Source organism: Mycobacterium sp. IS-1264 (assembly GCF_001954195.1).
GTDB lineage: Bacteria > Actinomycetota > Actinomycetes > Mycobacteriales > Mycobacteriaceae > Mycobacterium.
Map to the genome: position 1 here is coordinate 1 of NZ_MBES01000026.1, position 24766 is coordinate 24766.

Genomic DNA, 24766 nt, shown 5'->3' on the forward strand with positions numbered 1-24766 from the left:
CGGCCCCGCCCGTTGCGGTGCCCGCCCCGGCTCCCGTACCCGTCCCCGAGGCTCCGGCGCCGATTCCTGCCGCGCCGGCGCCGGCCCCCGTGCCGGTGGCACCGATTCCGGTGCCGATTCCGTTGCCGATACCCGGCATCGGCGGTGGGCCTGGTGGCGGATACCCCGGCGGCGGTGGCGGATATCCCGGCGGCGGGGGCGGATTCCCCGGCGGCGGTGGCGGCGGTCACGGTGACTACGGCGGCGGCGGTGGTCACGACGGCGGCGGTCCGTTCGGCGGCGGCGGGGGCGGATTCCCCGGCGGCGGCCACGGCGGCTTCGGCGGTGGCGGCCCCTTCGGCGGTGGCGGCGGCTTCGGCGGCGGCCACGGCGGAGGCCGCGGACACTAGTTCCCCCGCGGTCACCTGTCATCTCCCGTTTGCCTGTCGCTCAGCGGGACGATGCAGTTAGCTCATCGCGGCCACCTACACCGGTTGTATGCGATGCACCGTTTTCGGCACCGGTTACCTGGGTGCCACGCACGCTGTCGGGATGGCCGAGCTGGGACACGAGGTCATCGGGGTCGATATCGATCCGGGTAAAGTCGCCAAGCTCGCGGGCGGCGACATTCCTTTCTACGAGCCCGGCCTGCAGAAGCTGTTGACCGAGAACCTGGCGGCGGGACGGCTGCGGTTCACCACCGACTACGACCTGGCCGCGGAATTCGCCGACGTGCACTTCCTGGGGGTCGGCACGCCGCAGAAGAAGGGCGAATACGGCGCCGATCTGTGCCACGTGCACGCCGTCATCGACACGCTGGTGCCCCGCCTGACCCGGCCGTCGGTGCTTGTCGGCAAGTCGACGGTTCCGGTGGGAACGGCAGCCGAGTTGAGTCAACGGGCCGCGACGCTGGCGCCGCGGGGCGTCGACGTCGAGGTCGCCTGGAATCCGGAGTTCCTGCGCGAGGGATACGCCGTGCAGGACACCCTGCACCCGGACCGCATTGTGCTTGGCGTCCAACAGGATTCGATGCACTCCGAGGCCGCGGTCCGCGAACTCTACGGGCCGCTGCTGGGAGCGGGTGTGCCGTTCCTGGTGACGGACCTGCAGACCGCGGAGCTGGTCAAGGTGTCGGCCAATGCTTTTCTGGCGACCAAGATTTCGTTCATCAACGCGATCTCCGAGGTGTGCGAGGCCGCCGGCGCCGACGTCAGCGTGTTGGCCGATGCGCTGGGATACGATCCGCGCATCGGGCGCCAATGTCTCAACGCGGGTTTGGGTTTCGGCGGCGGCTGCCTGCCCAAGGACATCCGCGCCTTCATGGCGCGCGCCGGTGAGCTCGGCGCCGACCAGGCGCTGACATTCCTGCGCGAGGTGGACAGCATCAACATGCGCCGCCGCACCCGGATGGTCGAACTGGCCACCGCCGCGTGCGGGGGATCGCTGCTGGGCGCCAACATCGCCGTGCTCGGTGCGGCGTTCAAACCCGAGTCCGATGACGTCCGCGACTCACCCGCGCTCAACGTCGCGGGCCAGCTGCAACTCAACGGCGCCGCGGTCAACGTGTACGACCCGAAGGCCCTCGACAACGCGCAGCGACTCTTCCCGACGCTCAATTACGCGGTGTCGGTGGAAGAAGCCTGCGAGCGCGCCGACGCGGTGCTGGTACTCACGGAGTGGCGGCAGTTCGTCGACCTCGACCCCGGTGACCTCGCCGACCGGGTGCGTGCCCGGGTCATCGTCGACGGCCGCAACTGCCTCGATGTCGCGCGCTGGCAGGGGGCGGGTTGGCGTGTGTTCCGCCTCGGCGCACGACGGCCCTAGCGGCCGGTTCGGTTGCCGTCTGGGCGCCCTCGACACGCGACTCGCCCTGGGCCCCAATGTGTTAACGAGAAGAAAAATACTTGATTCCGCGCTGTGACGGCCGCGCGGTCCGCCGCCGTCACGTTCCGGCGGCCGTGCCTCCCATCAGTGCTTTTCTGCCGCCGCTGGCAAAAGTGCGACTGGGCTCACACACCTCAATATGACCGTGGTGTTACGGCAATCGCACAGCGGTGAGACCGTGTCAGTGCGAATTTTTGCTCGGGTAAAAAGCTCCCTTACCCTCGGTAAATGACCCCGCGATAGCCGTCGTTCGAGAGGAGGCGCCATGGTCGATCTGAACCCGAATTACCAGACCGCCGCCGACGCCTTGCTCGGTTTCAGCAAATATTTTCACCGCGGCGAGATTTCACCGGACCATCGCGCGCTGCACAAGATTGGCGGCCGGTCGGCGGACGACTTCTACCGGGACCGCTGGGCGCATGACAAGGTCGTCCGGTCGACCCACGGCGTCAATTGCACGGGATCGTGTTCGTGGAAGATCTACGTCAAGGACGGCGTAATCACCTGGGAATCCCAGCAAACCGACTACCCGTCGGTGGGCGCCGACAAGCCGGAGTACGAGCCGCGCGGCTGCCCCCGCGGCGCCTCGTTCTCCTGGTACACGTATTCGCCTGCGCGGGTGCGCTATCCGTACGTGCGCGGCGTCCTGCTCGAGTACTACCGCGAGGCCAAGGCGCGGCTGAACGACCCCGTACTGGCGTGGGCCGACATCGTGGACGACCCCGTCAAGTCCGCCCGCTATAAGGCGGCGCGCGGCAAGGGCGGGTTCGTCCGCGCCGAGTGGTGGGAGGCCGCCGAGATCGCGGCGGCCGCGCACGTCCACACGATCAAGAAGTACGGCCCCGACCGGGTCGCCGGCTTCTCGCCGATACCGGCGATGTCGATGGTGAGCCACGCCGTTGGGGCGCGGTTCATTTCGCTCCTCGGCGGGTCGATGCTGTCGTTCTACGACTGGTACGCCGACCTGCCGGTGGCGTCGCCGCAGGTGTTCGGCGACCAGACCGATGTGCCCGAGTCGGCCGACTGGTTCGACGCCGGATACCTGATCATGTGGGGCTCCAACGTTCCGGTCACCCGCACGCCCGACGCGCACTACATGACCGAGGCCCGCTACCGCGGCCAAAAGGTGGTCGTCGTCTCGCCCGACTACGCGGACAACACGAAGTTCGCCGACGAATGGCTGCCGGCGCGACCGGGCACCGACGCGGCGCTGGCGATGGCGATGGGACACGTCATCCTCAAGGAGTTCTTCGTCGACCGCACGACCCCTTACTTCACCGACTACGTGAAGCGCTACACCGATCTGCCGTTCCTGGTGACGCTGACCGAGCGAGACGAGGGCTGGCTGCCCGGAAAGTTCCTCACCGCAGCGGATCTCGGCGACACCGGTGAAGGGGCCGAGTCCAAGACGGTACTGCTCGACGCGCAGGCCAACCCGGTGGTGCCGAACGGCTCGCTGGGACACCGGTTCACGGCGTCGGGCGAGGGCAAGTGGAACCTCGACCTGCACGGCGTGGACCCGCTGCTGACGCTGCACGGCGTCGGCGACGACGTGGCCGAGGTGAAACTGCCGCGCTTCGACGGCGACCGGCCGGGTGTCCTCGCCCGCGGAGTCCCGACGAAAATCGTTGCCGGACAACGCGTGACGACGGTCTTCGACATTCTGCTCGCCCAATACGGCGTGCACCGCGACGGCCTGCCCGGACAGTGGCCCGCGGACTACGACGACGCAACCGTCCCGTACACCCCGGCCTGGCAGGAGCCGATCACCGGTGTGCCCGCCAAGGCGGTCGAACGGATCGCACGCGAATTCGCCGACAACGCCGAACGTTCGCGCGGCCGGTCGATGATTCTGATGGGCGCCGGAACCAACCACTGGTTCCATTCCGACCAGATCTACCGCTCGTTTCTGACGCTCGTGATGCTCACCGGCTGTCAGGGCGTCAACGGCGGCGGCTGGGCGCACTACGTCGGGCAGGAGAAATGCCGGCCGGTCACCGGGTGGTCGACGCTGGCTTTCGCGCTGGACTGGCAGCGGCCGCCGCGGCAGATGCAGGGCACGGTGTTCTGGTACCTGGCGACCGACCAGTGGCGTTACGACCGGTTCACGTCGGAGGTGATGGCCTCCCCGCTGGCCGAAGGCCGGTTCGCGGGCCGGACGGCGGCCGACAGCATCGCCCTGGCCAGCCGGCTGGGCTGGATGCCGAGTTATCCGACCTTCAACCGCAATCCGCTGGATCTGGCCGATGAGGCGGCGCGGCTGGGCAAGGACGCGTCGGAGCACATTGTCGACGGCCTGAAGTCCGGTCACCTGCAGTTCGCCTGCGAGGATCCGGACGCGCCCGAGAATTTCCCGCGCTGCCTGACGGTGTGGCGGTCCAACCTGCTCGGCTCGTCGGCAAAGGGCAACGAGTACTTCCTCAAACACCTGCTGGGCACCGATTCCAACGTCGCGGCAACAGACGAGGATGCGGTGCGGCCGCAGGAAGTGCGCTGGCGTGACGACGCGCCGGTGGGAAAGCTGGACCTGCTGTTGTCGATCGACTTCCGCAATACCAGCACCACACTGTTTTCCGATATCGTGCTGCCGGCGGCCACCTGGTACGAGAAGCACGACCTGTCCAGCACCGACATGCACCCGTTCGTGCACGCGTTCTCGCCTGCGATCTCACCGCCGTGGGAAACCAAGACCGACTTCGAGGCCTTCCACCGCATCGCGCGCGGGTTCTCCTGGCTGGCCGAAAAGCACCTTGGGAAGCGCAACGACATCGTCGCGATGCCGCTGCAGCACGACAGCGCCGACGCCACCGCGCAGCCAGGCGGGCGCGTGCTGGACTGGAAAGCCGGTGAGTGCGAGCCGATTCCGGGCAAGACGATGCCGCGCCTGGTCGTCGTCGAGCGGGACTACCCGGCGGTCGGCGACAAGATGGCGGCGCTGGGGCCGATGGTGGAAACCGTCGGGCTGACGACCAAGGGCGTGACGACGCATCCCGACGCGGAGGTCGAGTACCTCAAGGGTGTCAACGGCACGGTCGTCAGCGGCATGGCCGTCGGGCGGCCGTCGCTGGCCAAGGACACCCACGCCGCCGAGGCGATCCTGGCGCTGTCTGGGACGACGAATGGTCGGTTGGCGGTCGAGGGGTTCGAGGCGCTGCAGCGGCGCACCGGAACACAGCTGGCCGATCTGGCGAAGGAGAACGAGGGTCGGCGAATCACGTTCGCCGACACGCAGTCTCGGCCGGTGCCGGTGAACACCTCGCCGGAGTGGTCGGGTTCGGAGACGGGCGGCCGCCGCTACTCGCCGTTCACGATCAACACCGAACGGCTCAAGCCGTGGCACACCCTGACTGGTCGCCAGCACTTCTACCTCGACCACGACTGGATGAGCGAACTCGGCGAGCAGTTGCCGATCTTCCGTCCACCACTGGACATGACCGCGCTCTTCGACGAGCCGGCCGTCGGCGACACCAGCGGTGGGATCACCGTGCGGTATCTCACGCCGCACTCCAAGTGGTCCATCCACTCCGCATATCAGGACAACCTGCACATGCTCACGCTTTCTCGTGGCGGGCAGGCGATCTGGATGTCCGACGTGGACGCGGCGAAGATCGGCGTCAAGGACAACGACTGGATCGAATGCACCAACCGCAACGGCGTGGTCAACGCCCGCGCGATCGTCAGCCACCGGATGCCCGAAGGTCTGGTGTTCATGTACCACGCGCAGGACAAGGCGGTGGACGTGCCCCGCACCGAGAAGACCGGAAAACGCGGTGGCATCCATAACGCGCTGACCCGGATCATGATCAAGCCGTCACACCTGATCGGTGGCTACGCCCAGCAGTCCTTCGCGCTGAACTACCACGGCCCCACCGGAAACCAGCGCGACGAGGTCACCACGATCAGGCGCCGTTCGCAGAAAGTGGAGTACTGACATGAAAGTCATGGCTCAGCTCGCGATGGTGATGAACCTCGACAAATGCATCGGCTGCCACACCTGCAGCGTCACCTGCAAGCAGGCCTGGACCAACCGCGGCGGCATGGAGTACGCCTGGTTCAACAACGTGGAAACCCGTCCCGGGCAGGGATACCCGCGCCGCTACCAGGACCAGGAAAAGTGGAAGGGCGGCTGGACGCTCAACAAGCGCGGCAAGCTGACGCTCAAGTCGGGATCGCGGATCAAACGGCTGCTCAACATCTTCGCCAACCCCGACCTGCCCACGGTGTCGGATTACTACGACCCGTGGACCTACGACTACGAGAACCTGCTGTCTGCGCCCGCGATGGACACCACCCCGGTCGCCCGCCCCAAGTCGCTGATCACTGGGCAGGACACCAAGGTGACCTGGGGCGCGAACTGGGACGACGACCTCGGCGGTGGACCCGAGCAGGTTGGCCGGGACCCGTTGCTGGCCAAGCTATCCGACGAAGTGAAGCTCGAATTCGAGCAGACGTTCATGTTCTACCTGCCGCGCATCTGCGAGCACTGCCTCAATCCCTCGTGCGCCGCGTCGTGCCCGTCCGGGGCGATCTACAAGCGCAGCGAAGACGGCATCGTGCTGGTCGATCAGGACAAGTGCCGCGGGTGGCGGCAGTGCGTCACGGGCTGTCCCTACAAGAAGATCTACTTCAACCACAAGACCGGCAAGGCCGAGAAGTGCACGTTCTGCTACCCGCGCGTCGAGGTGGGCATCCCGACGGTGTGCTCGGAAACCTGTGTGGGCCGGCTGCGCTACATCGGGGTGCTGCTCTACGACGCCGATGCCGTCGCGGCCGCGGCGTCGGTCCAAGACGAGCAGGACCTGTACAAGGCGCAGCTCGGTGTGTTCCTGAACCCACACGATCGCCGGGTGGTGGCGGAGGCCGAACGCGCGGGGATATCGAGCGAATGGATTGAGGCCGCGCAGAATTCGCCGGTGTACCGGCTCATCGTCGACTACCAGCTGGCGCTGCCGCTGCACCCGGAGTACCGCACGATGCCGATGGTTTGGTACATCCCGCCGCTGTCCCCGGTCGTCGACGTGCTGACGAAGACCGGCCACGACGGCGAGAACAAGAACAACTTGTTCGGCGCCATCGACGCTTTGCGCGTCCCGATCGAGTATCTGGCGGAGCTGTTCACCGCCGGCGATCCCGGGCCGGTTCGCCTTGCGCTGCAACGGCTTGCGGCGATGCGCTCGTACATGCGCGCGGCGAACCTGGGCGAGGAGTTCGACGACACGATTCCGGATTCGGTGCGGCTGACCGGCGACGAGATCGAATCGATGTACCGGCTACTGGCGATCGCCAAGTACGCCGACCGCTACGTGATCCCCAGCGGCGCGGGGTCCGACGCGCACCGTCTCGACGCGCTCGCCACCGGGTGCAGCCTCGACGGCGATGGCGGGCCGGGAATGACGGCCTACGACGCGATGGCCGACAAATTCCACGTCACCAACGGCAACGGCAACGGCACCGACAACGGCGACCGCAGCAAGTCCGGAAGGAACCTGCTCAACTGGGACGGCAAGAGCACCGACGGGCTGGTGCCTTCGAAGTGAAGACGCTGACCCGCAATCGGCGCCCGGCACGCGGCGCCGCCCTATCCGAACTCGACCGCCGGCTGTCGTGGCGCATCGCCGCGTTGCTGCTGGATTACCCCAGCGACCAGACGCTCGCAATGACCGACGAATTAGCTACCGCCGCAACGCAACTGCCCATCGCGCTGCGCACGCCGATACTCGAGTTCCTCCAGCAGGAGTTCGGCGGCGCCGATCCGATGTGGCTGGCCGCGCGCTACGTCGAGACGTTCGACATGCGCCGGCGCGCCAGCCTGCATCTGACGTACTACGCCTACGGCGACACCCGCAAGCGCGGCATGGCGTTGCTGCGCTTCAAACACGCCTATCGCCAGGCGGGGATGCAACTCGGCGACGACGAACTGCCCGACTACCTGCCGCTGGTGCTCGAGTTCGCCGCGACCGTCGACCCCGCACAGGGCGAGCGGCTGCTCGCCGAACACGTGCCGGTACTGGAATTGCTCCGACTGTCACTGCAGGACAGCGGTTCTGGCTACGCCGGTATCCTCGCCGCCGTCCTCGCCACGCTGCCGCCGATCAGCACCGCCGACCGACGCCGCATCGCCGAACTGGCCGCGGAGGGACCGCCGGAGGAAGACGTCGGACTCGAGCCGTTCGCGATGGATCCGCTCGCGATGGATCCGCTGAGCGCCGGAGGTCGCCGATGAACATCGTGCTCTGGATGACCGCGCCGTATGTCGCGTTCACATCGTTTGTCGTGGGCCACCTCTGGCGCTACCGCACCGATCAGTTCGGTTGGACCACACGGTCGTCGCAGATCTACGAAAGCCGGCTGCTGCGCATGGGCAGCCCGCTGTTTCACTTCGGCCTGCTCGGCGTCTTCGGTGGACACGTCGTCGGCCTGATGATCCCCGAATCCTGGACGTCGGCGGTCGGGTTCCCCGAATGGGCATACCACCTGATGGCCGTGACGATGGGTTCGCTGGCCGGGGCCGCAGTCGTGACGGGGCTGGGAATCCTGCTGTACCGGCGCGTCACGGTGCCCGAGGTCAGGAAGGCAACCACCCGCAGCGACAAGGTGATGTACGCGCTACTGGTGGGCGCGCTGGTGACCGGGATGCTCAACACCCTGAACAACGTGTTCACCACCTACAACTATCGCGAGACCGTGTCGCCGTGGTTCCGCAGCCTTTTCACGCTGGATCCGGCGGTCGAGCTGATGGCCAACGCGCCCTGGACGTTTCAGGTGCATGCACTGATAGTCCTTGCACTGCTTGGTATTTGGCCTTACACACGGCTGGTGCATATGTTCAGCGCGCCGGCCGGATACCTGGTGCGTCCTTACCTTGTTTACCGCAGCCGAGACCCGCAGAAGGCGTCGGCCAACCGTTACGCGAAGGCCTGGGTAGCGCCGGTGGCGCCACCCGCACGCAGCCGGTGGGTGTGACGGCGATCTCACAAATAGCTCACGCCCCCCGCGTGCCCGAATGTGAGCAGCTTGTAGCACGCGGGTCATCGCGGGAATCGTTGCCGCAATAACACTTTCCTACGGTGATTGCATGCTGTTACAGACGCGCCGACACACGATCGATGACTGGGACGCCGAAGACGTCACCGCCTGGAACAACGGCGGCGCAAAGATCGCGCGCCGCAACCTGATCTGGTCGATCTTCGCCGAGCACGTCGGGTTTTCCGTCTGGTCGATCTGGTCGGTGATGGTCCTTTTCATGCCGCAGAACGTCTACCACATCGACGCCGCCGGAAAGTTCTTCCTCGTGGCGATGCCGACACTGGTCGGAGCGATCCTGCGCCTGCCGTACACGTTCGCGACAGCCACATTCGGCGGACGCAACTGGACGGTCTTCTCCGCGGTGGCGTTGGCGGTGCCCACGGCGTTGACGCTGTACTTCATGGCCCACCCCGGCACGTCCTACACGACTTTCATGATCGTGGCGGCGGTCGCCGGCTTGGGCGGAGGCAACTTCGCGTCGTCGATGACGAACATCAACGCGTTTTATCCGCAGCGGCTCAAGGGGTGGGCGCTGGGCCTGAACGCCGGCGGCGGCAACATCGGCGTCGCGATGATCCAGATCGTCGGGCTGTTGGTGATCGCCACTGCGGGCAACCACGCGCCGCACCTGGTGTGCGCCGTGTATCTGGTCCTCTTGTCGCTCGCCGCGGTCGGCGCCGCGCTGTTCATGGACAACCTGACCAACCAGCGCACCAATGGCCGCTCGATGATCGACGTGATGCGCTACCGCGACTCGTGGTTGATCGCCCTGCTCTACATCGGCACGTTCGGCTCGTTCATCGGCTTCTCGTTCGCGTTCGGCCAAGTGCTGCAAATCAGCTTCCTGGCCAACCTGTCTCACGGCGCCAAAGTCACCCCGGCCATGACTGCCCAGGCGGCCCTGCATGCGGCCCAGATCGCGTTCATCGGTCCGCTGCTCGGTTCGATCGCGCGGCCGCTGGGCGGTTCGCTGTCAGACCGCATCGGCGGTAGCCGGGTCACGCTGTACGTCTTCGCCGCGATGATCGCGGTGGCCGGCTGGCTGGTGGCGCTGGGCCGGATGGCCGACGCCAGGCACGGCGCCGTGTCGGGCGGCGGCATGGCCGCCTACGTGGCCGGGTTCGTGGCGCTGTTCATCCTGTCCGGAATCGGCAACGGCTCGGTGTACAAGATGATCCCGTCGATCTTCGACGCCAAGGCGCACAGCATCGACGATCTCGGCCAGGCCGAGAAGGCCGACTGGTCGCGGCGGATGTCGGGCGCGCTGATCGGGATCGCCGGGGCCATCGGCGCGCTCGGCGGTGTTGGCATCAACGTCGTGCTGCGCGCGTCGTACCTGTCGCCCGCGAAATCGGCGACGACCGCGTTCGGGGTGTTCCTGGCCTTCTACGTGGTGTGCGCGGTGATCACGTGGTTCGCCTACGTCCGCACTCCCGGCCGGGCGCGCTTCCGGAAGCCGGCGACGGTCGCGGAGGCTGCCGCACCCGCGTGACGCCCCAGGCGCCCCGAGTAACCTGACCGCGTGGACTATGCGGCCGCGTTCCTGAAGGAGAACCGCGCGTTCTCAGAGCTTTTCCGCGACGTCGACGACGCCACGCCCGTGCCGACGTGCCCGGGCTGGAGCCTCAAGCAATTGCTGCGCCACGTCGGCCGCGGCGATCGCTGGGCGGCCCAGATCGTGCGGGACCGGCTCGACAGCTACCTCGACCCACGCACCGTCGAGGGCGGCAAGCCGCCGCCGGATCCCGCCGACGCGATCTCCTGGCTGCAGGGCGGCGCCCAGCGCCTCGTCGATGCCGTCGAGCTGTCGGGCGTCGAGACGCCGGTGTGGACGTTTCTCGGGACGCGGCCGGCGAATTGGTGGGTTCGGCGCCGGCTGCATGAAGTCGCGGTGCACCGGGCCGACGCCGCCATCGCGCTGGGCCGCGAGTTCACGCTCGAACCCGACATCGCGGCGGATGCGATCACCGAATGGCTTGAACGGGTTGCGATCCAAGCCGGAAGCGACGGCGAGGCATTGCCGCTCGAGGAAGGCAACACCATCCACCTGCACGCAACCGATTCCGGCGCGGCCAGCGAATGGACGATCAGCGCGGCCGGCGGCCGGATCGGCTTTTCGCACGAGCACGGCAAGGGCACCGCGGCGCTGCGCGGCGGGGCCACCGACCTGTTGCTGGCGCTCGTGCGCCGCGTTCCCGTCGGCGACACCGGCGTCGAGGTGTTCGGCGACGACTCGGTCTGGCGCAACTGGCTCGACCACACGGCTTTCTAGCCACGGCCCGGTGCCCACGCGGTAACTTTCAGACCATGACCACATCGGAGATCGCCACCGTTCTGGCGTGGCACGACGCTCTCAACGCCGCCGACCTCGACACGTTGGTGGCCCTGTCCAGCGACGACATCGACATCGGCGACGCCCACGGGGCGGCACAAGGCCACGAAGCGCTGCGCCGGTGGGCCGCCGCGCGCAACGTGACGGCGGAGGTCGGCCGGACTTACGTACGCGACGGCGTTGTCGTCGTCGAGCAGTACCTCAGCACCCCGGACAATCCCGGCGCGGTCACCAACTCCGCGTCGGCGTTCCGGGTGGTCCACGACCGCGTCACTTCGGTCTTCCATCATCACGACCTGGCATCGGCATTGGCGGCCACCGAGCTCACCGAAGCCGACTCCATCGACTGAGGCATCAGGAGCATTCATGCGCGGGATCATCTTGGCGGGCGGCTCGGGGACGCGCCTGCACCCGATCACCATGGGCATCAGCAAGCAGTTGCTGCCGGTCTACGACAAGCCGATGGTCTACTACCCGCTGTCCACCCTGATGATGGCTGGCATCCGCGACATTCTGGTGATCACCACCCCGCACGACGCGGACGGCTTCGAGCGACTCCTCGGCGACGGCTCGCAATTCGGGGTCGACATCAGTTATGCGACGCAGGATCGACCCGACGGGCTGGCACAAGCCTTCGTCGTCGGCGAAGAATACATCGGCGGCGATTCGGTGGCATTGGTGTTGGGGGACAACATATTTTACGGCCCGGGCTTGGGAACCAGCCTGAGCAGATTCCAAAGCATCAGCGGCGGAGCAATTTTCGCCTACTGGGTGGCCAACCCGTCGGACTACGGCGTTGTCGAATTCGGGCCCGACGGCATGGCCCTGTCGCTGGAAGAGAAACCGGCCACACCCAAGTCCCAGTACGCCGTGCCCGGCTTGTATTTCTACGACAACGACGTGGTCGAAATCGCCAAGGGCTTAAAGAAATCCGCGCGCGGCGAGTACGAGATCACCGAGGTCAACCAGATCTACCTCAACCGGGGGCGGCTCGCCGTCGAGGTGATGGCCCGCGGCACGGCGTGGTTGGACACCGGCACGTTCGACTCGCTGCTGGACGCCAGCGACTACGTCCGCACCCTGGAACGACGACAGGGTCTGAAGGTCAGCGTTCCCGAGGAAGTGGCGTGGCGGCAGGGGTGGATCGACGCGCAGCAGATGGAGCGCCGCGCGCACACGCTGGTCAAGTCCGGGTACGGGCGCTACCTGCTGGAGCTGCTGGAACGGAACTGACGCCCCCCGGTTTGGCCAGCACCGCCGCGATCGCCGTCGTCAGCGGCACCGAAAGTGCCAGCGCGACACCGCCAACCGCCGAGCGCGCCAGCTCGATGGCCACGCTCTCGCTCGTCAGCACGTCACCGAGCGAGCGGTTGGCGACGCTGAACAACAACAGCAGCGGCAGCGAACTGCCCGCGTAGGCGAGCACAAGCGTGTACACCGTGCTGGCGATGTGATCGCGGCCCACCCGAATCGCGCCGAGGAAGATGGCCGGCCGCGAGCCGCCCAAGTGGGCGAGCTCGAACACCGTCGACGCCTGGGTCACGGTCACGTCGTTGAGCACACCCAGCGATCCGATGATGAACCCGGCAAGCAGCAGGCCGCTGATCGAGACGTTGCCCAGATACGCGCTGACCGTTGAGTTCTGGTCGTCCGATAGTCCGGTCAGATGGGCGAATTCGATTGCCGCCCAAGATAATCCCGCGGCGAGCAGCAATGCCGACAGGGTGCCCAGCAGGGCGGCGCTGGTCCGCAGGTTGACCCCGTGCGCGAGGTAGATCACCACGTAAAGGATCGCCGCCGACGCCACCAGCGCCACGGGGATAGCCGGCGCGCCGTCTCGCAGCGCGGGCAGCAGGAACACGACGAGTACGCCGAACGCGACGACGATGCCCACCAGCGCGAGCAGCCCGCGCCAGCGCGCCACCGCGACGATCACCACCGCGAACACGATCGCGAGGCCGACCAGGGGCCAGCCGCGTTCGAAGTCGTAGAAGGCGTAGCTGGTGGCGCCCTGCTCGTCGACCTGCCGGACGAGCCGGATGTGGTCGCCCGCCGCGAATTGGGGCTGACCGGGGCCGGGGGAGGACTCCAGCAGGGTGTTCGCGCCGGCGTTCGGTCCGGAATCGATTGCGACCACCGTCATGACGCACCGCCCCGCGCCCGGGGTTCCGGGCTGGGGCGCGGTGCTCAGCACCTGACCGGTCGACGGGCTGCCGCAGTCGCTCAGCCCGCTCGACAGCACATGGCCGCGCTGGGTGCTCACCGCGCCGCCGGAGGCGTTCTGGAACGGCATCGGGATGGCGACGTGCTGGCGGCTGGGCCACAACAACACCGCGCCGACGATCACCGCCAGGCCGATCGCGGCCAGCAGCCCGACGACGATCCGGGCGGGCAGGGGCCCCAGCGGGGTCGGTCCGGACGACAAGTTGTGGGAGTGTGAGTGGGTCACCCGCTCCACCGTAGAGGCGGCCGGAAACCGCCTACTGCCGGTAGCTGGCCAGGAAGTTGCCCAGGCGGTCGATGGCGGCCGCCAGATCGCGGGCCCAGGGCAGCGTCACGATGCGCAGGTGATCCGGTGTGGGCCAGTTGAACCCGGTGCCCTGGGTGACCAGGATCTTCTCCTGCAGCAGCAGGTCGAGCACCAGCTGCTCGTCGTCTTCGATGTCGTAGACCTCGGGGTCCAGCCGCGGAAACGTATACAGCGCGCCCGCGGGTTTTACGCACGACACCCCGGGAATCTCGTTGAGCTTCTTCCACGCGACATCGCGCTGCTCGAGCAGCCGGCCACCGGGAAGCACCAGGTCCTCGATGCTCTGGTGGCCGCCGAGGGCGACCTGGATCGCGTGCTGTGCCGGAACGTTCGGGCACAACCGCATGTTGGCCAGCAGGCTGATCCCCTCGATGAAGCTTTCGGCGTGGTCCTTGGGTCCGGTGATGGCCAGCCAGCCGGCGCGGTATCCGGCGACGCGGTAGGCCTTGGACAGGCCGTTGAAGGTCAGACAGAGCATGTCGTGCGCGAGCGACGCCACACTGATGTGCTTGGCGTCGTCGTAGAGGATCTTGTCGTAGATCTCGTCGGCGAGGAGCAGCAGCTGGTGCTTGCGCGCCAGGTCGACCATCTGGGTGAGGACTTCGCGGCTGTAGACGGCGCCGGTGGGGTTGTTCGGGTTGATTACCACCAGCGCCTTGGTGCGCTCGGTGATCTTGGATTCGATGTCGGCGATGTCCGGCTGCCAGCCCTGCGTCTCGTCGCACAGGTAGTGCACCGGGGTGCCGCCAGCCAGGGAGGTCGACGCCGTCCACAGCGGGTAATCCGGCGACGGGATCAGCACCTGATCGCCGTTGTCCAGCAGTGCCTGCAGCGTCATGGTGATGAGCTCGGAGACACCGTTGCCCAGATAGACGTCGTCGACGTCGAACCGGGGGAAGTCGTCGACCAGCTCGTACCGCGTGACCACCGCACGCCGGGCCGGCAGGATGCCCTGCGAGTCCGAATAGCCCTGCGCGTACGGCAGCGCCTGGATCATGTCGCGCATGATCACGTCGGGCGCCTCGAAGCCGAACGGCGCCGGGTTTCCGATGTTGAGCTTGAGGATCCGATGCCCTTCGGCCTCCAGCCGTGCCGCATGCTGGTGCACCGGACCGCGGATCTCGTACAGGACGTCCTGAAGCTTGGACGACTGCGCGAAGGCACGCTGCCGGTGATGACCGGCGGTATGCAGGTGGAGCGGGTGCGGGGTCACGACACCTATGGTGCCATCCCCGTCCACCGAAATTTGCTGATTGGGCGCCGGGCACCCTCGCCGAGCGTGTTCACATGGCGAGATTTTTGCCGATTTGCCGCCCTGTGAGCACGCTCGGCGTGGCTGTGGTGTCAGCGCTTGCCGGGTGGACGGGCGCCGCGGGCGATGCCCAGCCCCTTGACGGGTGCTGCCGGCGGTGCGGCGTCGCCATCGGGCTGGGCGGAGGGCTCCGGTTTTTGCTCCGGTTCGGCTTTCGATTCCGGTTGCTGCTCGGCCGACTCCGGCTGCGCCGGAGCGGCCGGCGCTGCGGGCGCGGCTTTCTTGGCGCCGGGCCGCTTGGCTCCCGCGGCGATGCCCAGGCCCTTCACCGGAGCGGCGGGAGCGGCGGGTTCGGCGGGCGCCTTAGCCTCCCCGGCCGGCGCGTCGGCGGCGGGAGCGGCGGGCGGGGCCGCGGCCTTCTTGGCGCCGGGTTTCTTGGCGCCGGCGGCCAACCCCAGACCCTTGGCGGGTGCGGCCGGCGCTGCGGGCGCCGCGGTTGCCGATGCCTCGGCCGCCGGGGCCGCGGCCTTCTTCGCGCCGGGTTTCTTGGCGCCGCCGGCAATGCCCAGACCCTTGGCGGGTGCGGGAGCCTTGGCAGCGGCGGGCTGCTCGGCGGGCGCTTTCGGTGCCTCTGCGGGTGCCTCAGTGGGGGCTTCCGCGGGTGCGCTTGGCGCCGCCGCCTTGGGCGCCGCGGCGGCCCGCTTCTCGGCCTCCTTGGCGGCCGTGCCCTTCGCCGGCAGCGTGGCCTTGTCGTACTCGAGCGACCCCAACAGCACCTGGGCCACGTCGAGCACCTCGACACCGCTGCGACCCGCTTCCTCCTGCCGGTCGTTGACACCGTCGGTGACCATCACCCGGCAGAACGGGCACGCGGTGGCGATGGTGTTGGCCCCCGTGGCCAGCGCCTCGTCGACGCGTTCGTGGTTGATGCGCTTGCCGATGTGCTCTTCCATCCACATCCGGGCGCCGCCGGCGCCGCAGCAGAAGCTGCGCTCCGCATGGCGCGGCATTTCGGTGAACTGCGCCCCGGAGGACCCGATCAGTTCGCGCGGCGCCTCGTACACCTTGTTGTGCCGGCCCAGATAGCACGGGTCGTGGTAGGTGATGTCCTGCGACACGGGGGTGACCGGGACCAGCTTCTTGTCGCGCACCAGCCGGTTGAGCAGCTGGGTGTGGTGCAGCACCGTGTAGTTGCTGCCCAGTTGCCGGTATTCCTTGCCGATGGTGTTGAAGCAGTGCGGGCAGGTGACGACGATCTTGCGGTCGACGGTCTCCACACCCTCGAACAGTCCGTCCAGCGTTTCCACGGCCTGCTGGGCCAGCTGCTGGAACAGGAACTCGTTGCCCGACCGGCGCGCGGAGTCGCCGTTGCAGCTTTCACCGGTGCCGAGCACCAAGTACTTCACGCCCGCGATGGACAGCAGCTCGGCGACGGCCTTGGTGGTCTTCTTGGCCTTGTCGTCGTAGGCGCCCGCGCAGCCGACCCAGAACAGGTATTCATAGCCGTCGAAGCTCTCCACGTCCTGGCCGTAGACCGGAACGTCGAAGTCCACCTCGTCGATCCAGTTGGTCCGGTCGGCGGCGTTCTGCCCCCACGGGTTGCCCTTGGTTTCCAGGTTCTTGAACAGCGTGGACAGCTCGGACGGGAACTCCGACTCCATCATCACCTGGTAGCGGCGCATGTCGACGATGTGGTCGACGTGCTCGATGTCGACCGGGCACTGCTCGACGCACGCGCCGCAGGTCACGCAGGACCACAGCACGTCGGGATCGATCACGCCGCCCTGCTCGGCGGTGCCGACCAGCGGGCGGCTCGCCTGCTCGGGCCCGTGCCCCGGAACCCGGCCGAATCCCGACTCCGGCACGTGGTGGCCCTCTTCCTCCACCGTCTCGAGGTCGAGGCCTTCCAGAGGCTCCGCCGATTTCTCACCCAACAGGTAGGGCGCCTTGGCCATCCAGTGGTCGCGCAGGTCCATGATGACGAGCTTGGGCGACAGCGGCTTGCCGGTGTTCCAGGCCGGGCACTGGGACTGGCAGCGCCCGCACTCGGTACAGGTGGCGAAGTCGAGCATGCCCTTCCAGGTGAAGTCCTCGATCTTGCCGCGCCCGAATTCCGCGTCGTCGGGCGGGTTTTCGAAGTCGATCGGTTCGCCGCCGGACTCGACCGGCAGCAGCGGGCCCAACCCGTCGGGCAGCCGCTTGAACACCACGTTGATCGGCGCCAGGAAGATGTGCAGGTGCTTGGAGTGCAGCACGATGATCAGGAAGGCCAGCATGACGCCGATGTGCAGCAGCAGCGCCACCGTCTCCAGGTACTCGTTGCCGGTGTGGCCCAGCGGCCGCAGGATTGCGCCGAACAACTGCGACAGGAACGCCCCGTCACCGTAGGGCAGCGTGCCGTTGTTGACCGCGGAGCCGCGCACCAGCACGTACGTCCAGATGACGTTGAAGATCATGAACAGGATCAGCCACGCGCCACCGGTGTGCGAGCCGTAAAACCTTGAGGTGCGGCCGATTTCACGCGGGCTGCGCATGACGCGGATCACCGCGAAGGTGGCGATGCCGAGGAATACGGCCGTCGCGAAGAAGTCCTGCAGAAAACCCAGCACGTCCCATCGGCCGATGATCGGGATGTGGAAGTTCGGCTGGAAGAGCAACCCATAGGCCTCGATGTAGACCGTGAGCAGGATGAAGAAGCCCCACATCGTGAAGAAGTGCGCCAGCCCCGGGATCGACCATTTCAGCAGCCGGCGCTGCCCGAAGACTTCCGCGACCTCGGTCCACACCCGGGTCCCGACGTTGTCGGTGCGCCCGGTCGCCGGCTGGCCGGACATCACCAGCTTGTACAGCCATAGGACCCGGCGGGCCGCGAACGCGCCCACCAACACGGTCATGCCCAGGCCCACTACCAGTCTGATGACGGTCTGCGTGGTCACAGAAGGTCTCTCCCATGCATCGTTGCTCTAGCGTGCTTTGTTGCCTGCTCAGGCTTGCTCATAGTGACACCTTCGCCGCTTTCGACGCGAGAGAGGCTGCCCTAACCTGCCGTCCGGGTCAGCGCCCGAACGGAAACTGCGGCAGCGGCAGGCCCCCGCGCGTGGTCGCCGTCGCCGCGGTGGTCGTAACCTGCGCCGTCGTGGTCGGCGGGGCCGTGGTGGCGGTGGTGGTCGGCGGCGGGGTGGTCGTCGTGGGCGGCGCGGTCGTCGTCGTCGTGGTGGGGGCCGGCGTCGTCGTCGTGGGCGCGGGCGACTGTGTGGTGTTCGTCGACGGCGGTGGCGGTGGGAGCACCGTCACAGTGGGGCTGTTGTTCGGCCCGGTGATGGTGACGGTTTGCGACGTCTGCGGCGGTCCGGGGGCGTTCGTCGGGGCGGTGTTGGTGCGGAGCAGGGTCAGCGCCAACACCACCGCCACCAGAACCGCCGCGAGCGCCGCGGCCACGGTCAGCACCAGCGCCGTGCGTTTGTACCAAGGCAGCCCGGCGGCCGGCGCGGCATAACGATCCTCGTCGGCGTAGCCGAATCCCGTTGGTTCCCTGCCGTAGCCGACCGGGTGTTCGGGGCCGGTGTAGGGGACCGGCTCCGCCCCCTCGGCGTCCTGTGACCACGCCAACGGGGTGGGAGGCACACCCGCTGCGGCGGCGGTGGCAACCGCTTCGGTCGGGTTTTCGACGAGCGGACTCGCCGCGGTCGCCGCGCCCGCCGACGACTGCACTTCCGCGAGTGCAGCGGCGCCGATGGCGGCGCTGTAGACGGGTTCCGGCATCGTGAGGACGGGCACCTGCAGACGCCCCGACAGTCGCGTGGTGATCAGCGGGATGCTCGCGCCGCCGCCGACAATCGCCAGTGCGGAGAGGTCGGACCGCGCAATTCCGTTGCGCCGCAACAGTTCTTCGACGGTGCCGACGAATCGATCCAGGGGCTGGGAAATGAGTTGCTCGAACTCGCTGCGCGACAGGGTGACATCCCGGCCCGAACCGTCGTGGATCGTGGCCATCGTCGCCGCCGAAAGATGTTCCTTGGCGCGCTGGCATTCGACGAGCAAGGGGGTCAGCGACCAAGGCCGAGTGACGCCGGCGGCTGCCCGAGTGGTGTCCGCGTCGGCCGCCGACCGCACGTGGTCGAGGATCAGCTGATCGATGGCGTCGCCGGAGAACTCCGTATACCTGACCGAAGGGCCGGCCTGCTGCGAGTTCGTCGCCGCGTCGGCCAGGGTGACGCTGGTGCCGCCCGCGCCGAAGTCGCACAGAGCGACGGTGCCGGCGGTCGGAAATCCGGGTTTTGCGCGCAGCGCCGTCAGCGCGGCCGTGGCGTCGGAGATCAATGCTGGCGCCACCCCGTTGGCAGCCAGCGTCGGCTGGGCGAAAAACTCGGCGCGCAGCGCGTCGTACTGCGCCTCGGACCAATACGCGGGGACCGCGACGGTGATCGGTGAGCCGTAGCCGGCTGCGCGCGCCATCCCCTCGAGCGCCTCGACGGTCAGGGCCTCGCCGGAGTATTTGCTTCCGTCGGCTGCCACCAACCGGGCCCGATCTCCGACCCGCTCGACGAATCCACGCATCACCAGTCCGGCTGGGTTCGGATTCTGTTCTGGCAGGCCAACTTCGGACGGTCGGTCGTTATACAGCGTCAGCACCGATTTGCGGACCAGCGGGGCGGTGCCCTCGCGGGCCGCGACCAAGTTGGCCAAGCCCAGCGACAATCCGAGCGACTCGCCCATATCGCGCACCCCCGTGTCCGTTGTCTCGCTGGCGAGTCTAGGTGCGCCGCCGTATCACCGGCCTGGCGGCAAGCTGACCTCGGTCATTGGTGGTGGCGACGTGATCATCGTGGGCACCTCTGGGAAAGCCTCGGGCGGCGGCGACGTGACGACCGAGGGTACCTCCGGGAAAGCCTCGGGCGCCGGCGAGTCGATGGTTGCTCCGGCGGCCGTGGCCGTGTCGTCGAGCATCGGTCGAGGCCGCGGAACGAAGGGCGCGGCGGTCGTCGGCGTGGTCTCGATTACCGGCGCTGACATGGAGGGACCCTGGGCGAGCTGCAGGACTCCCCAGATGTTGAGTGCGACGAGCACCGCGATGGGGACGCCCCATCCGACCAACGCGATGAGTTTGCGCCAGCGCGGGACCGACTCCGCCGGCTCAGGCTCTTTGATTCCCCCGATCACGCCGATCGCACGCGGCGGCGCGTAGCTAGTCATAGCCGTGACGGTATCGGCGGGCGGTACCCGCAGACCGCTGCCACGCGCGCCGCCACCGATCAGCGACCAAACCTTGATCGCATCGCGACCTGCCGTCAGCGCAGGGCGGGCGGGACCGTCATGGTTGGCCCGCCCGGAATGGTGATCACCGGCGGAAGCGACGGCATGTGATGCCGATGCGAGGGCTGCTGGGAGGGCTGCTGGGTCGGCTGCTGGGTGGGCTGTTGGGCCGGCGGCTCCACCGCACTGCTGCTCGGCGGTGACTCGGTCGTCGTGCTCGGCGATGTCGTGGTGGTGGTGGTTGTGCTGGTGGGCGTGGTCGTGCTGGTGCTCGGGACGTGGCTGGTGCCCTGCTGTCCGCCGAGCAGCTGCGTGATGCCGAAAACGATCAACGCGATCAGGATCAGGACGAGCAAGGCCCACCCGAGCAGCATGACCGGCCTGCGATACCAGGCGGTGGGCTCGGAATCCTCGTCGAACGGATCGACGGATTGATCCGGTTGGTACTCCCCGGGCGGAGGTTCTCCGGGGGCCTGGCCGGTGGGGGCCGCTTCGGTGGATGGCGGCCGCTCACCCATGCCAAAACCCGCATGGCGGGTCGGTTCATTGTGGAAGTCGTCCGGCGGGCCAGTGCGTGCCACGGCACCGATGGTACTGACCCCTCCAGCGGGTCAGCTCAGAACGTGTTCACCTTGTCGACGCTGACGAACATTCCGTGCCCAGTGTGGTCGTTGGTGAACCGCGTTCCGTCGCTGCTGGCGTTGATCGTCCAGCCCTGGGCCGCGTAAGTCTTGTAGTCGATGGTGACGGTCGGGATGGCCCCCAGGTTGCCCAGCACCCACTCGACGGAACCGGCCGAGGTGATGCTGACGCCGTTGGCGTGCTCGCCGTCTTGCAGCGGAGAGTTGGTGAACGGTGCCTCGCACCCGACGCTGTCCTTGTTGATCTGGCAGCGGGTCACACCGGACTTGGTTTCGATGAAGACGTAGCCGTTGTTGTCGGGGGGCAGCGGAATGGCCCCGGCCGGCGCGGTCGGGCTCCCCGGCGTCGGGCTGGTGGGGGGCGTCGACGACCCCGGCGAGGGGCTCGACGTCGTCGTGGGGCTCGACGTCGTCGTGGGGAAGGACGGTTCCGTCGGCCCGGTACCGGGCTTGGCGATCGGCCTGCCCTCGATGACGGAGCTGCAGCCGGAAACCAACTCAAGACTCGCCAGCAGGGCCACGAGCAGCAGCGAGCCACCGGCCAGACTCCGCTGCGCCTTCCGCGATAACTGCACGCGTTACTCCCCGAGGATCTCAGATATCAGGAAATCAGCGTACGGCCGGCATAACGAAAGTTGCTGCAGGCGGGCGGTTATCGATATCGAGCCGATGGCGCAGGTTTATCGCGGTGTGACACGGGCGCGTGTCCTACGCCGCCACGGAGGGGTCGGTCGGCGGTAGGGCCGGGATCGCGTCGAGGGCGGCGGCCCGCACCCGGCCGCGGACCAGGAACCAACCGCCGATGAGCCCGGGCACACCGATGATCGTCGCGCCGAGCAGCCACGGGCCCTGCACCTTGTCGAAGAACATCAGGACCACGACGCCGGCCAGGAAGGCCAGCGTGAGGTAGCCGCTGTACGGCGACAGGGGCATCCGGAAATTCGGCCGCTGCAACCTTCCGGCCTTCGCCCACCGGTAAAGCTGCAGCTGGCTCGCGACGATCGTCCCCCACGCGAACACGATGCCCACGGCGGCGACATGGAGCACGATTTCGAAGGCCTGGCTCGGTTTGACGGCGTTGAGCACGATGCCCAACAAACCGACCGCGCTGGTGAGCAGGATCCCGCCGTATGGCACGCCGTTCCTCGACATCGGCGCGGTGAACTTGGGGCCGCTGCCGTTGATCGCCATCGATCGCAGGATCCGGCCCGTGGAATACAGCCCCGCGTTCAAACTCGACAGCGCGGCGGTGAGCACCACGAGGTTCATCACGCTGCCCGCGCCGCTGTAACCCATTTTGGAGAAGAACGTCACGAACGGGCTGACGTGGTCGCGATAGGCGGTGTAGGGCAGCAGCAGACCCAGCAGGACCGTAGACCCTATGTAGAAGACCGCGATGCGAAACACCACCGAGTTGATTGCGCGCGGCATGATCTTCTCCGGGTTGGCCGTTTCTCCGGCCGCGATGCCGACCAATTCGATTGCGGCGTAAGCGAACACGACCCCCGAGGTAACCAGCACCAAGGGCAGCAGGCCGGTGGGTAACAGGCCCCCATGGCTGTCCCATAGCCCCGTCCCGGTGTCACGCCCGTCGACTTTGAAGCGCCCGACCACAAGGACCGTGCCGATGACGAGGAAGGTCACCAGCGCCAGCACCTTGACCAGCGAGGCCCAGAACTCGAGCTCACCGAAGGCCTTGACCGAGATCAGGTTCATCGACAACACCAGGACGAGCGCGATCAACGCGAGGGCCCACTGCGGAACAGCCTGCAACGTCTTCCAGTAGTGGCAGTAGTGCGCGATCGCGGTGGTATCCACGATGCCCGTCATCGACCAGTTGAGGACATACATCCAGCCAGCGACGAAAGCCAGCTTCTCCCCGAAGAATTCGCGGGAGTAGGACACGAACGATCCCGACGACGGGCGGTGCAGCACCAGCTCGCCGAGCGCGCGCAGGATCAAGAAGACGAAGATGCCGCAGATCCCGTAGACCAGAAACAGCCCGGGCCCCGCCGACGCGAGCCGCCCACCGGCACCGAGGAAAAGGCCCGTCCCGATGGCGCCACCGAGGGCGATCATTTGTATCTGGCGATTTTTGAGGCCCTTGTGATAGCCCGCGTCTTCGCGCGCGAGCCGCACGGTGGCGCTGTCTAGCTCTGGCATCGAGCTCCTGCCGTGGTGGCTTCGGGAAAGCTCAGGCTAACCCATGGGTTTGCCGCGCGCTCGTCAGCGGGAACGAAAGCTCGCGCGTGCGCGTTGTGGTTCGATCGGCGGGAATAGGCGCACCCAACGGGGTCCGACGACGGGAGAGATGTGACACGACGATTCGGTGGCCTCCTGGCGCTCCCGCTCATCTGGGCGCTCGCGGCGCTGCTGGCTCCGCCGGCGCACGCCGACACCTACACCGACGCGCTGGTGGCCAAGTTCAACGCCCAGACGCATGTGGTGGCCGACCCGGCGGCCAGCCCGCCGTTGCAGAACCCCGACGCCTTGAATGAGCAGATCCTCACCGGCCGGTGGACGTGGAGTTCGGCACCGCCGGTCTGGGTGGCGGCGGTGGCACCCGCCCAAACCGGCGTCACCACCCCGGACGCCATTCACGACGTCATGGTGCGTCGCAATCCCGACTTCAGCGGCGTCATCCTGGTCATCGACGCCAAGGGCTACCACGTGCGCGCCTACAACGTGCCGAAGGCGGTGGCGGACAACGTCGACCGACTCATGGGCCAGGCGGCCAGGGACAACCGCAATGACCCCCGCGGCGCGGCCCGTCAGTTCGTCGCCAGGCTGACCGCCGTGGAGGTGGCTCCCGGCGCGCCGGTAACGAGCTCTCCGGCGGTGCACCAGAAGCACACCAGCTGGACGTGGTTGTGGGTGCTGCTGACCATCGTCGCCCTCGTCCTAGCGACGATCGGTTTAGTCTCGTTCGTCGCGAGCCGGAATCGTAAGCGCCGCAAGGACTCCGAGGCGCGAGAGCAGTTCAAACAGGAACTGATCGCGGCGGAATCCGACGTCGCCGACCTCGACAACGCGGTGCTCGCCGAGAGCACCCCGGACGTCAGCGCCGAGCAGCTGAAGGCCAACGCCGGCCTGCACGATGCCCGCAAGGCATCCGAGACAGGGGACTACACCGCGGCTCTGGCACACCTCAGGGCGGTGCGGTCCACGGTGGACAAGGCCGACCGGAAGCTCAACCCGGGGAAGTATGCGGCGAACCCGGAAGAAGACCCCAAGCAGGCCCAGGTGCGGGCGAAGAACCCGGACACCGGGCAGTACGTCACGATCAACAACACCGACTACCGGGCAGTGCCGCAACCGGGCTACCCGCACTACTACGGCGGTGGCTACTACAACGGGATGTTCTTCAATCCCGGCTACTACCCCTACGCGTTCTGGGGTCCGGGCTGGGGCTGGGGTCTCGCCGATGTGGTGGTGCTGGACGCGCTGCTGGACGACCGTTGGAGCGGCGGCTACGGCGGCTACGAGCGCGGCTTCGAGGCGGGCCGGGATTCGGCGTTCGCGGACTCGGGCTCCACCAGCGGTCAATCCGCCGGCTACGACAGCCAGCAGGCAAACGTCGGATTTGACGGGGGCTACTCGAGTTCCGGTGGCGAGGTCGGATTCGGCGGCGGTTACGACTCCGGCGGCGGCAACTTCGACTTCGGCGGTGGGTCGGACTCCGGCGGTGGGTTCGACTCAGGCGGCGGCTCGGACTTCGGCGGCGGGTCCGACTCCGGCGGCGGGTTCGACTCCGGCGGCGGCGACTTCGGGTTCTGAGAGCTCAGGCGCGCCTTCTCCGCCGAGATTGCCGTGAGGGTCGCGATTTGGACGCCTGCCACGACCATGGCGGCAATCTCGGCGGAATCCGC

Annotated in this window: 19 protein-coding genes; 11 read left to right on the forward strand and 8 right to left on the reverse strand. The window is 67.6% G+C overall.

The window, feature by feature from the left end; all coding sequences use genetic code 11:
- The 10 genes from A5744_RS24605 to rfbA all read left to right on the forward strand — a co-directional run.
- On the forward strand, positions 1 to 389 hold a 389-nt coding region (locus A5744_RS24605), incomplete at its 5' end, for a hypothetical protein (RefSeq protein ID WP_205866289.1).
- Positions 390 to 477: 88 nt separating this feature from the next.
- Positions 478 to 1803: a UDP-glucose/GDP-mannose dehydrogenase family protein gene (locus tag A5744_RS05795; RefSeq protein WP_076059201.1), complete on the forward strand. Its 1326-nt coding sequence runs from the start codon at positions 478 to 480 to the stop codon at positions 1801 to 1803.
- A gap of 325 nt (positions 1804 to 2128) precedes the next feature.
- Positions 2129 to 5794, forward strand: a complete 3666-nt coding sequence (locus tag A5744_RS05800; RefSeq protein ID WP_076059203.1) for a nitrate reductase subunit alpha — start codon at positions 2129 to 2131, stop codon at positions 5792 to 5794.
- A gap of 1 nt (position 5795) precedes the next feature.
- Positions 5796 to 7400, forward strand: a complete 1605-nt coding sequence (gene narH / locus A5744_RS05805) for a nitrate reductase subunit beta (protein ID WP_076059204.1) — start codon at positions 5796 to 5798, stop codon at positions 7398 to 7400.
- A complete protein-coding gene (narJ, locus tag A5744_RS05810) occupies positions 7397 to 8086 on the forward strand; it encodes a nitrate reductase molybdenum cofactor assembly chaperone (RefSeq protein WP_076059206.1) in 690 nt (229 codons plus the stop codon). Before narH ends, narJ begins: the two co-directional genes overlap by 4 nt.
- Positions 8083 to 8826: a respiratory nitrate reductase subunit gamma gene (narI, locus tag A5744_RS05815; protein WP_076059207.1), complete on the forward strand. Its 744-nt coding sequence runs from the start codon at positions 8083 to 8085 to the stop codon at positions 8824 to 8826. The genes narJ and narI overlap by 4 nt, the downstream gene beginning before the upstream one ends.
- A 112-nt stretch (positions 8827 to 8938) precedes the next feature.
- Positions 8939 to 10381: a nitrate/nitrite transporter gene (locus tag A5744_RS05820; protein ID WP_076059209.1), complete on the forward strand. Its 1443-nt coding sequence runs from the start codon at positions 8939 to 8941 to the stop codon at positions 10379 to 10381.
- A 30-nt stretch (positions 10382 to 10411) separates the two neighbouring features.
- The gene (locus A5744_RS05825) at positions 10412 to 11161 is read left to right on the forward strand and encodes a maleylpyruvate isomerase family mycothiol-dependent enzyme (protein ID WP_076059210.1); all 750 of its coding nucleotides are present in this window, start codon (positions 10412 to 10414) and stop codon (positions 11159 to 11161) included.
- Positions 11162 to 11196: 35 nt separating this feature from the next.
- Complete coding sequence (locus A5744_RS05830; protein ID WP_076059212.1) at positions 11197 to 11571, forward strand: nuclear transport factor 2 family protein; 375 nt, start codon at positions 11197 to 11199, stop codon at positions 11569 to 11571.
- 16 nt (positions 11572 to 11587) lie between these two features.
- On the forward strand, positions 11588 to 12454 hold the full coding sequence (rfbA, locus tag A5744_RS05835; protein WP_076059213.1) for a glucose-1-phosphate thymidylyltransferase RfbA: 867 nt from the start codon (positions 11588 to 11590) through the stop codon (positions 12452 to 12454).
- Here rfbA and A5744_RS05840 read toward each other — a convergent pair.
- The 8 genes from A5744_RS05840 to A5744_RS05875 all read right to left on the reverse strand — a co-directional run bounded on the left by A5744_RS05840 (position 12405) and on the right by A5744_RS05875 (position 23060).
- The gene (locus A5744_RS05840) at positions 12405 to 13670 is read right to left on the reverse strand and encodes a YibE/F family protein (protein ID WP_076059228.1); all 1266 of its coding nucleotides are present in this window, start codon (positions 13668 to 13670) and stop codon (positions 12405 to 12407) included. The genes rfbA and A5744_RS05840 overlap by 50 nt on opposite strands.
- Positions 13671 to 13701: 31 nt before the next feature.
- Entirely contained in the window at positions 13702 to 14991 is a 1290-nt protein-coding gene (locus A5744_RS05845) for a pyridoxal phosphate-dependent aminotransferase (protein WP_076059215.1), read from the reverse strand.
- A gap of 104 nt (positions 14992 to 15095) precedes the next feature.
- Positions 15096 to 17939: a (Fe-S)-binding protein gene (locus A5744_RS05850; RefSeq protein WP_076059216.1), complete on the reverse strand. Its 2844-nt coding sequence runs from the start codon at positions 17937 to 17939 to the stop codon at positions 15096 to 15098.
- Positions 17940 to 18057: 118 nt separating this feature from the next.
- A complete protein-coding gene (locus A5744_RS05855; RefSeq protein WP_076059218.1) occupies positions 18058 to 19719 on the reverse strand; it encodes an Hsp70 family protein in 1662 nt (553 codons plus the stop codon).
- A 54-nt stretch (positions 19720 to 19773) separates the two neighbouring features.
- Positions 19774 to 20196: a hypothetical protein gene (locus A5744_RS05860; protein WP_076059219.1), complete on the reverse strand. Its 423-nt coding sequence runs from the start codon at positions 20194 to 20196 to the stop codon at positions 19774 to 19776.
- Positions 20197 to 20291: 95 nt separating this feature from the next.
- Positions 20292 to 20837: a hypothetical protein gene (locus A5744_RS05865; protein WP_076059221.1), complete on the reverse strand. Its 546-nt coding sequence runs from the start codon at positions 20835 to 20837 to the stop codon at positions 20292 to 20294.
- Between the two features lie 35 nt (positions 20838 to 20872).
- Positions 20873 to 21472: a hypothetical protein gene (locus A5744_RS05870; RefSeq protein WP_076059223.1), complete on the reverse strand. Its 600-nt coding sequence runs from the start codon at positions 21470 to 21472 to the stop codon at positions 20873 to 20875.
- A 133-nt stretch (positions 21473 to 21605) separates the two neighbouring features.
- Positions 21606 to 23060 carry an amino acid permease gene (locus A5744_RS05875; protein ID WP_076059225.1) on the reverse strand — a complete coding sequence of 485 codons (1455 nt, stop codon included), beginning with the start codon at positions 23058 to 23060 and terminating at the stop codon, positions 21606 to 21608.
- A 150-nt stretch (positions 23061 to 23210) separates the two neighbouring features.
- Here A5744_RS05875 and A5744_RS05880 point away from each other — a divergent pair, with 150 nt between their 5' ends.
- The gene (locus tag A5744_RS05880) at positions 23211 to 24674 is read left to right on the forward strand and encodes a hypothetical protein (RefSeq protein WP_076059226.1); all 1464 of its coding nucleotides are present in this window, start codon (positions 23211 to 23213) and stop codon (positions 24672 to 24674) included.
- Positions 24675 to 24766 lie beyond the last annotated feature (92 nt).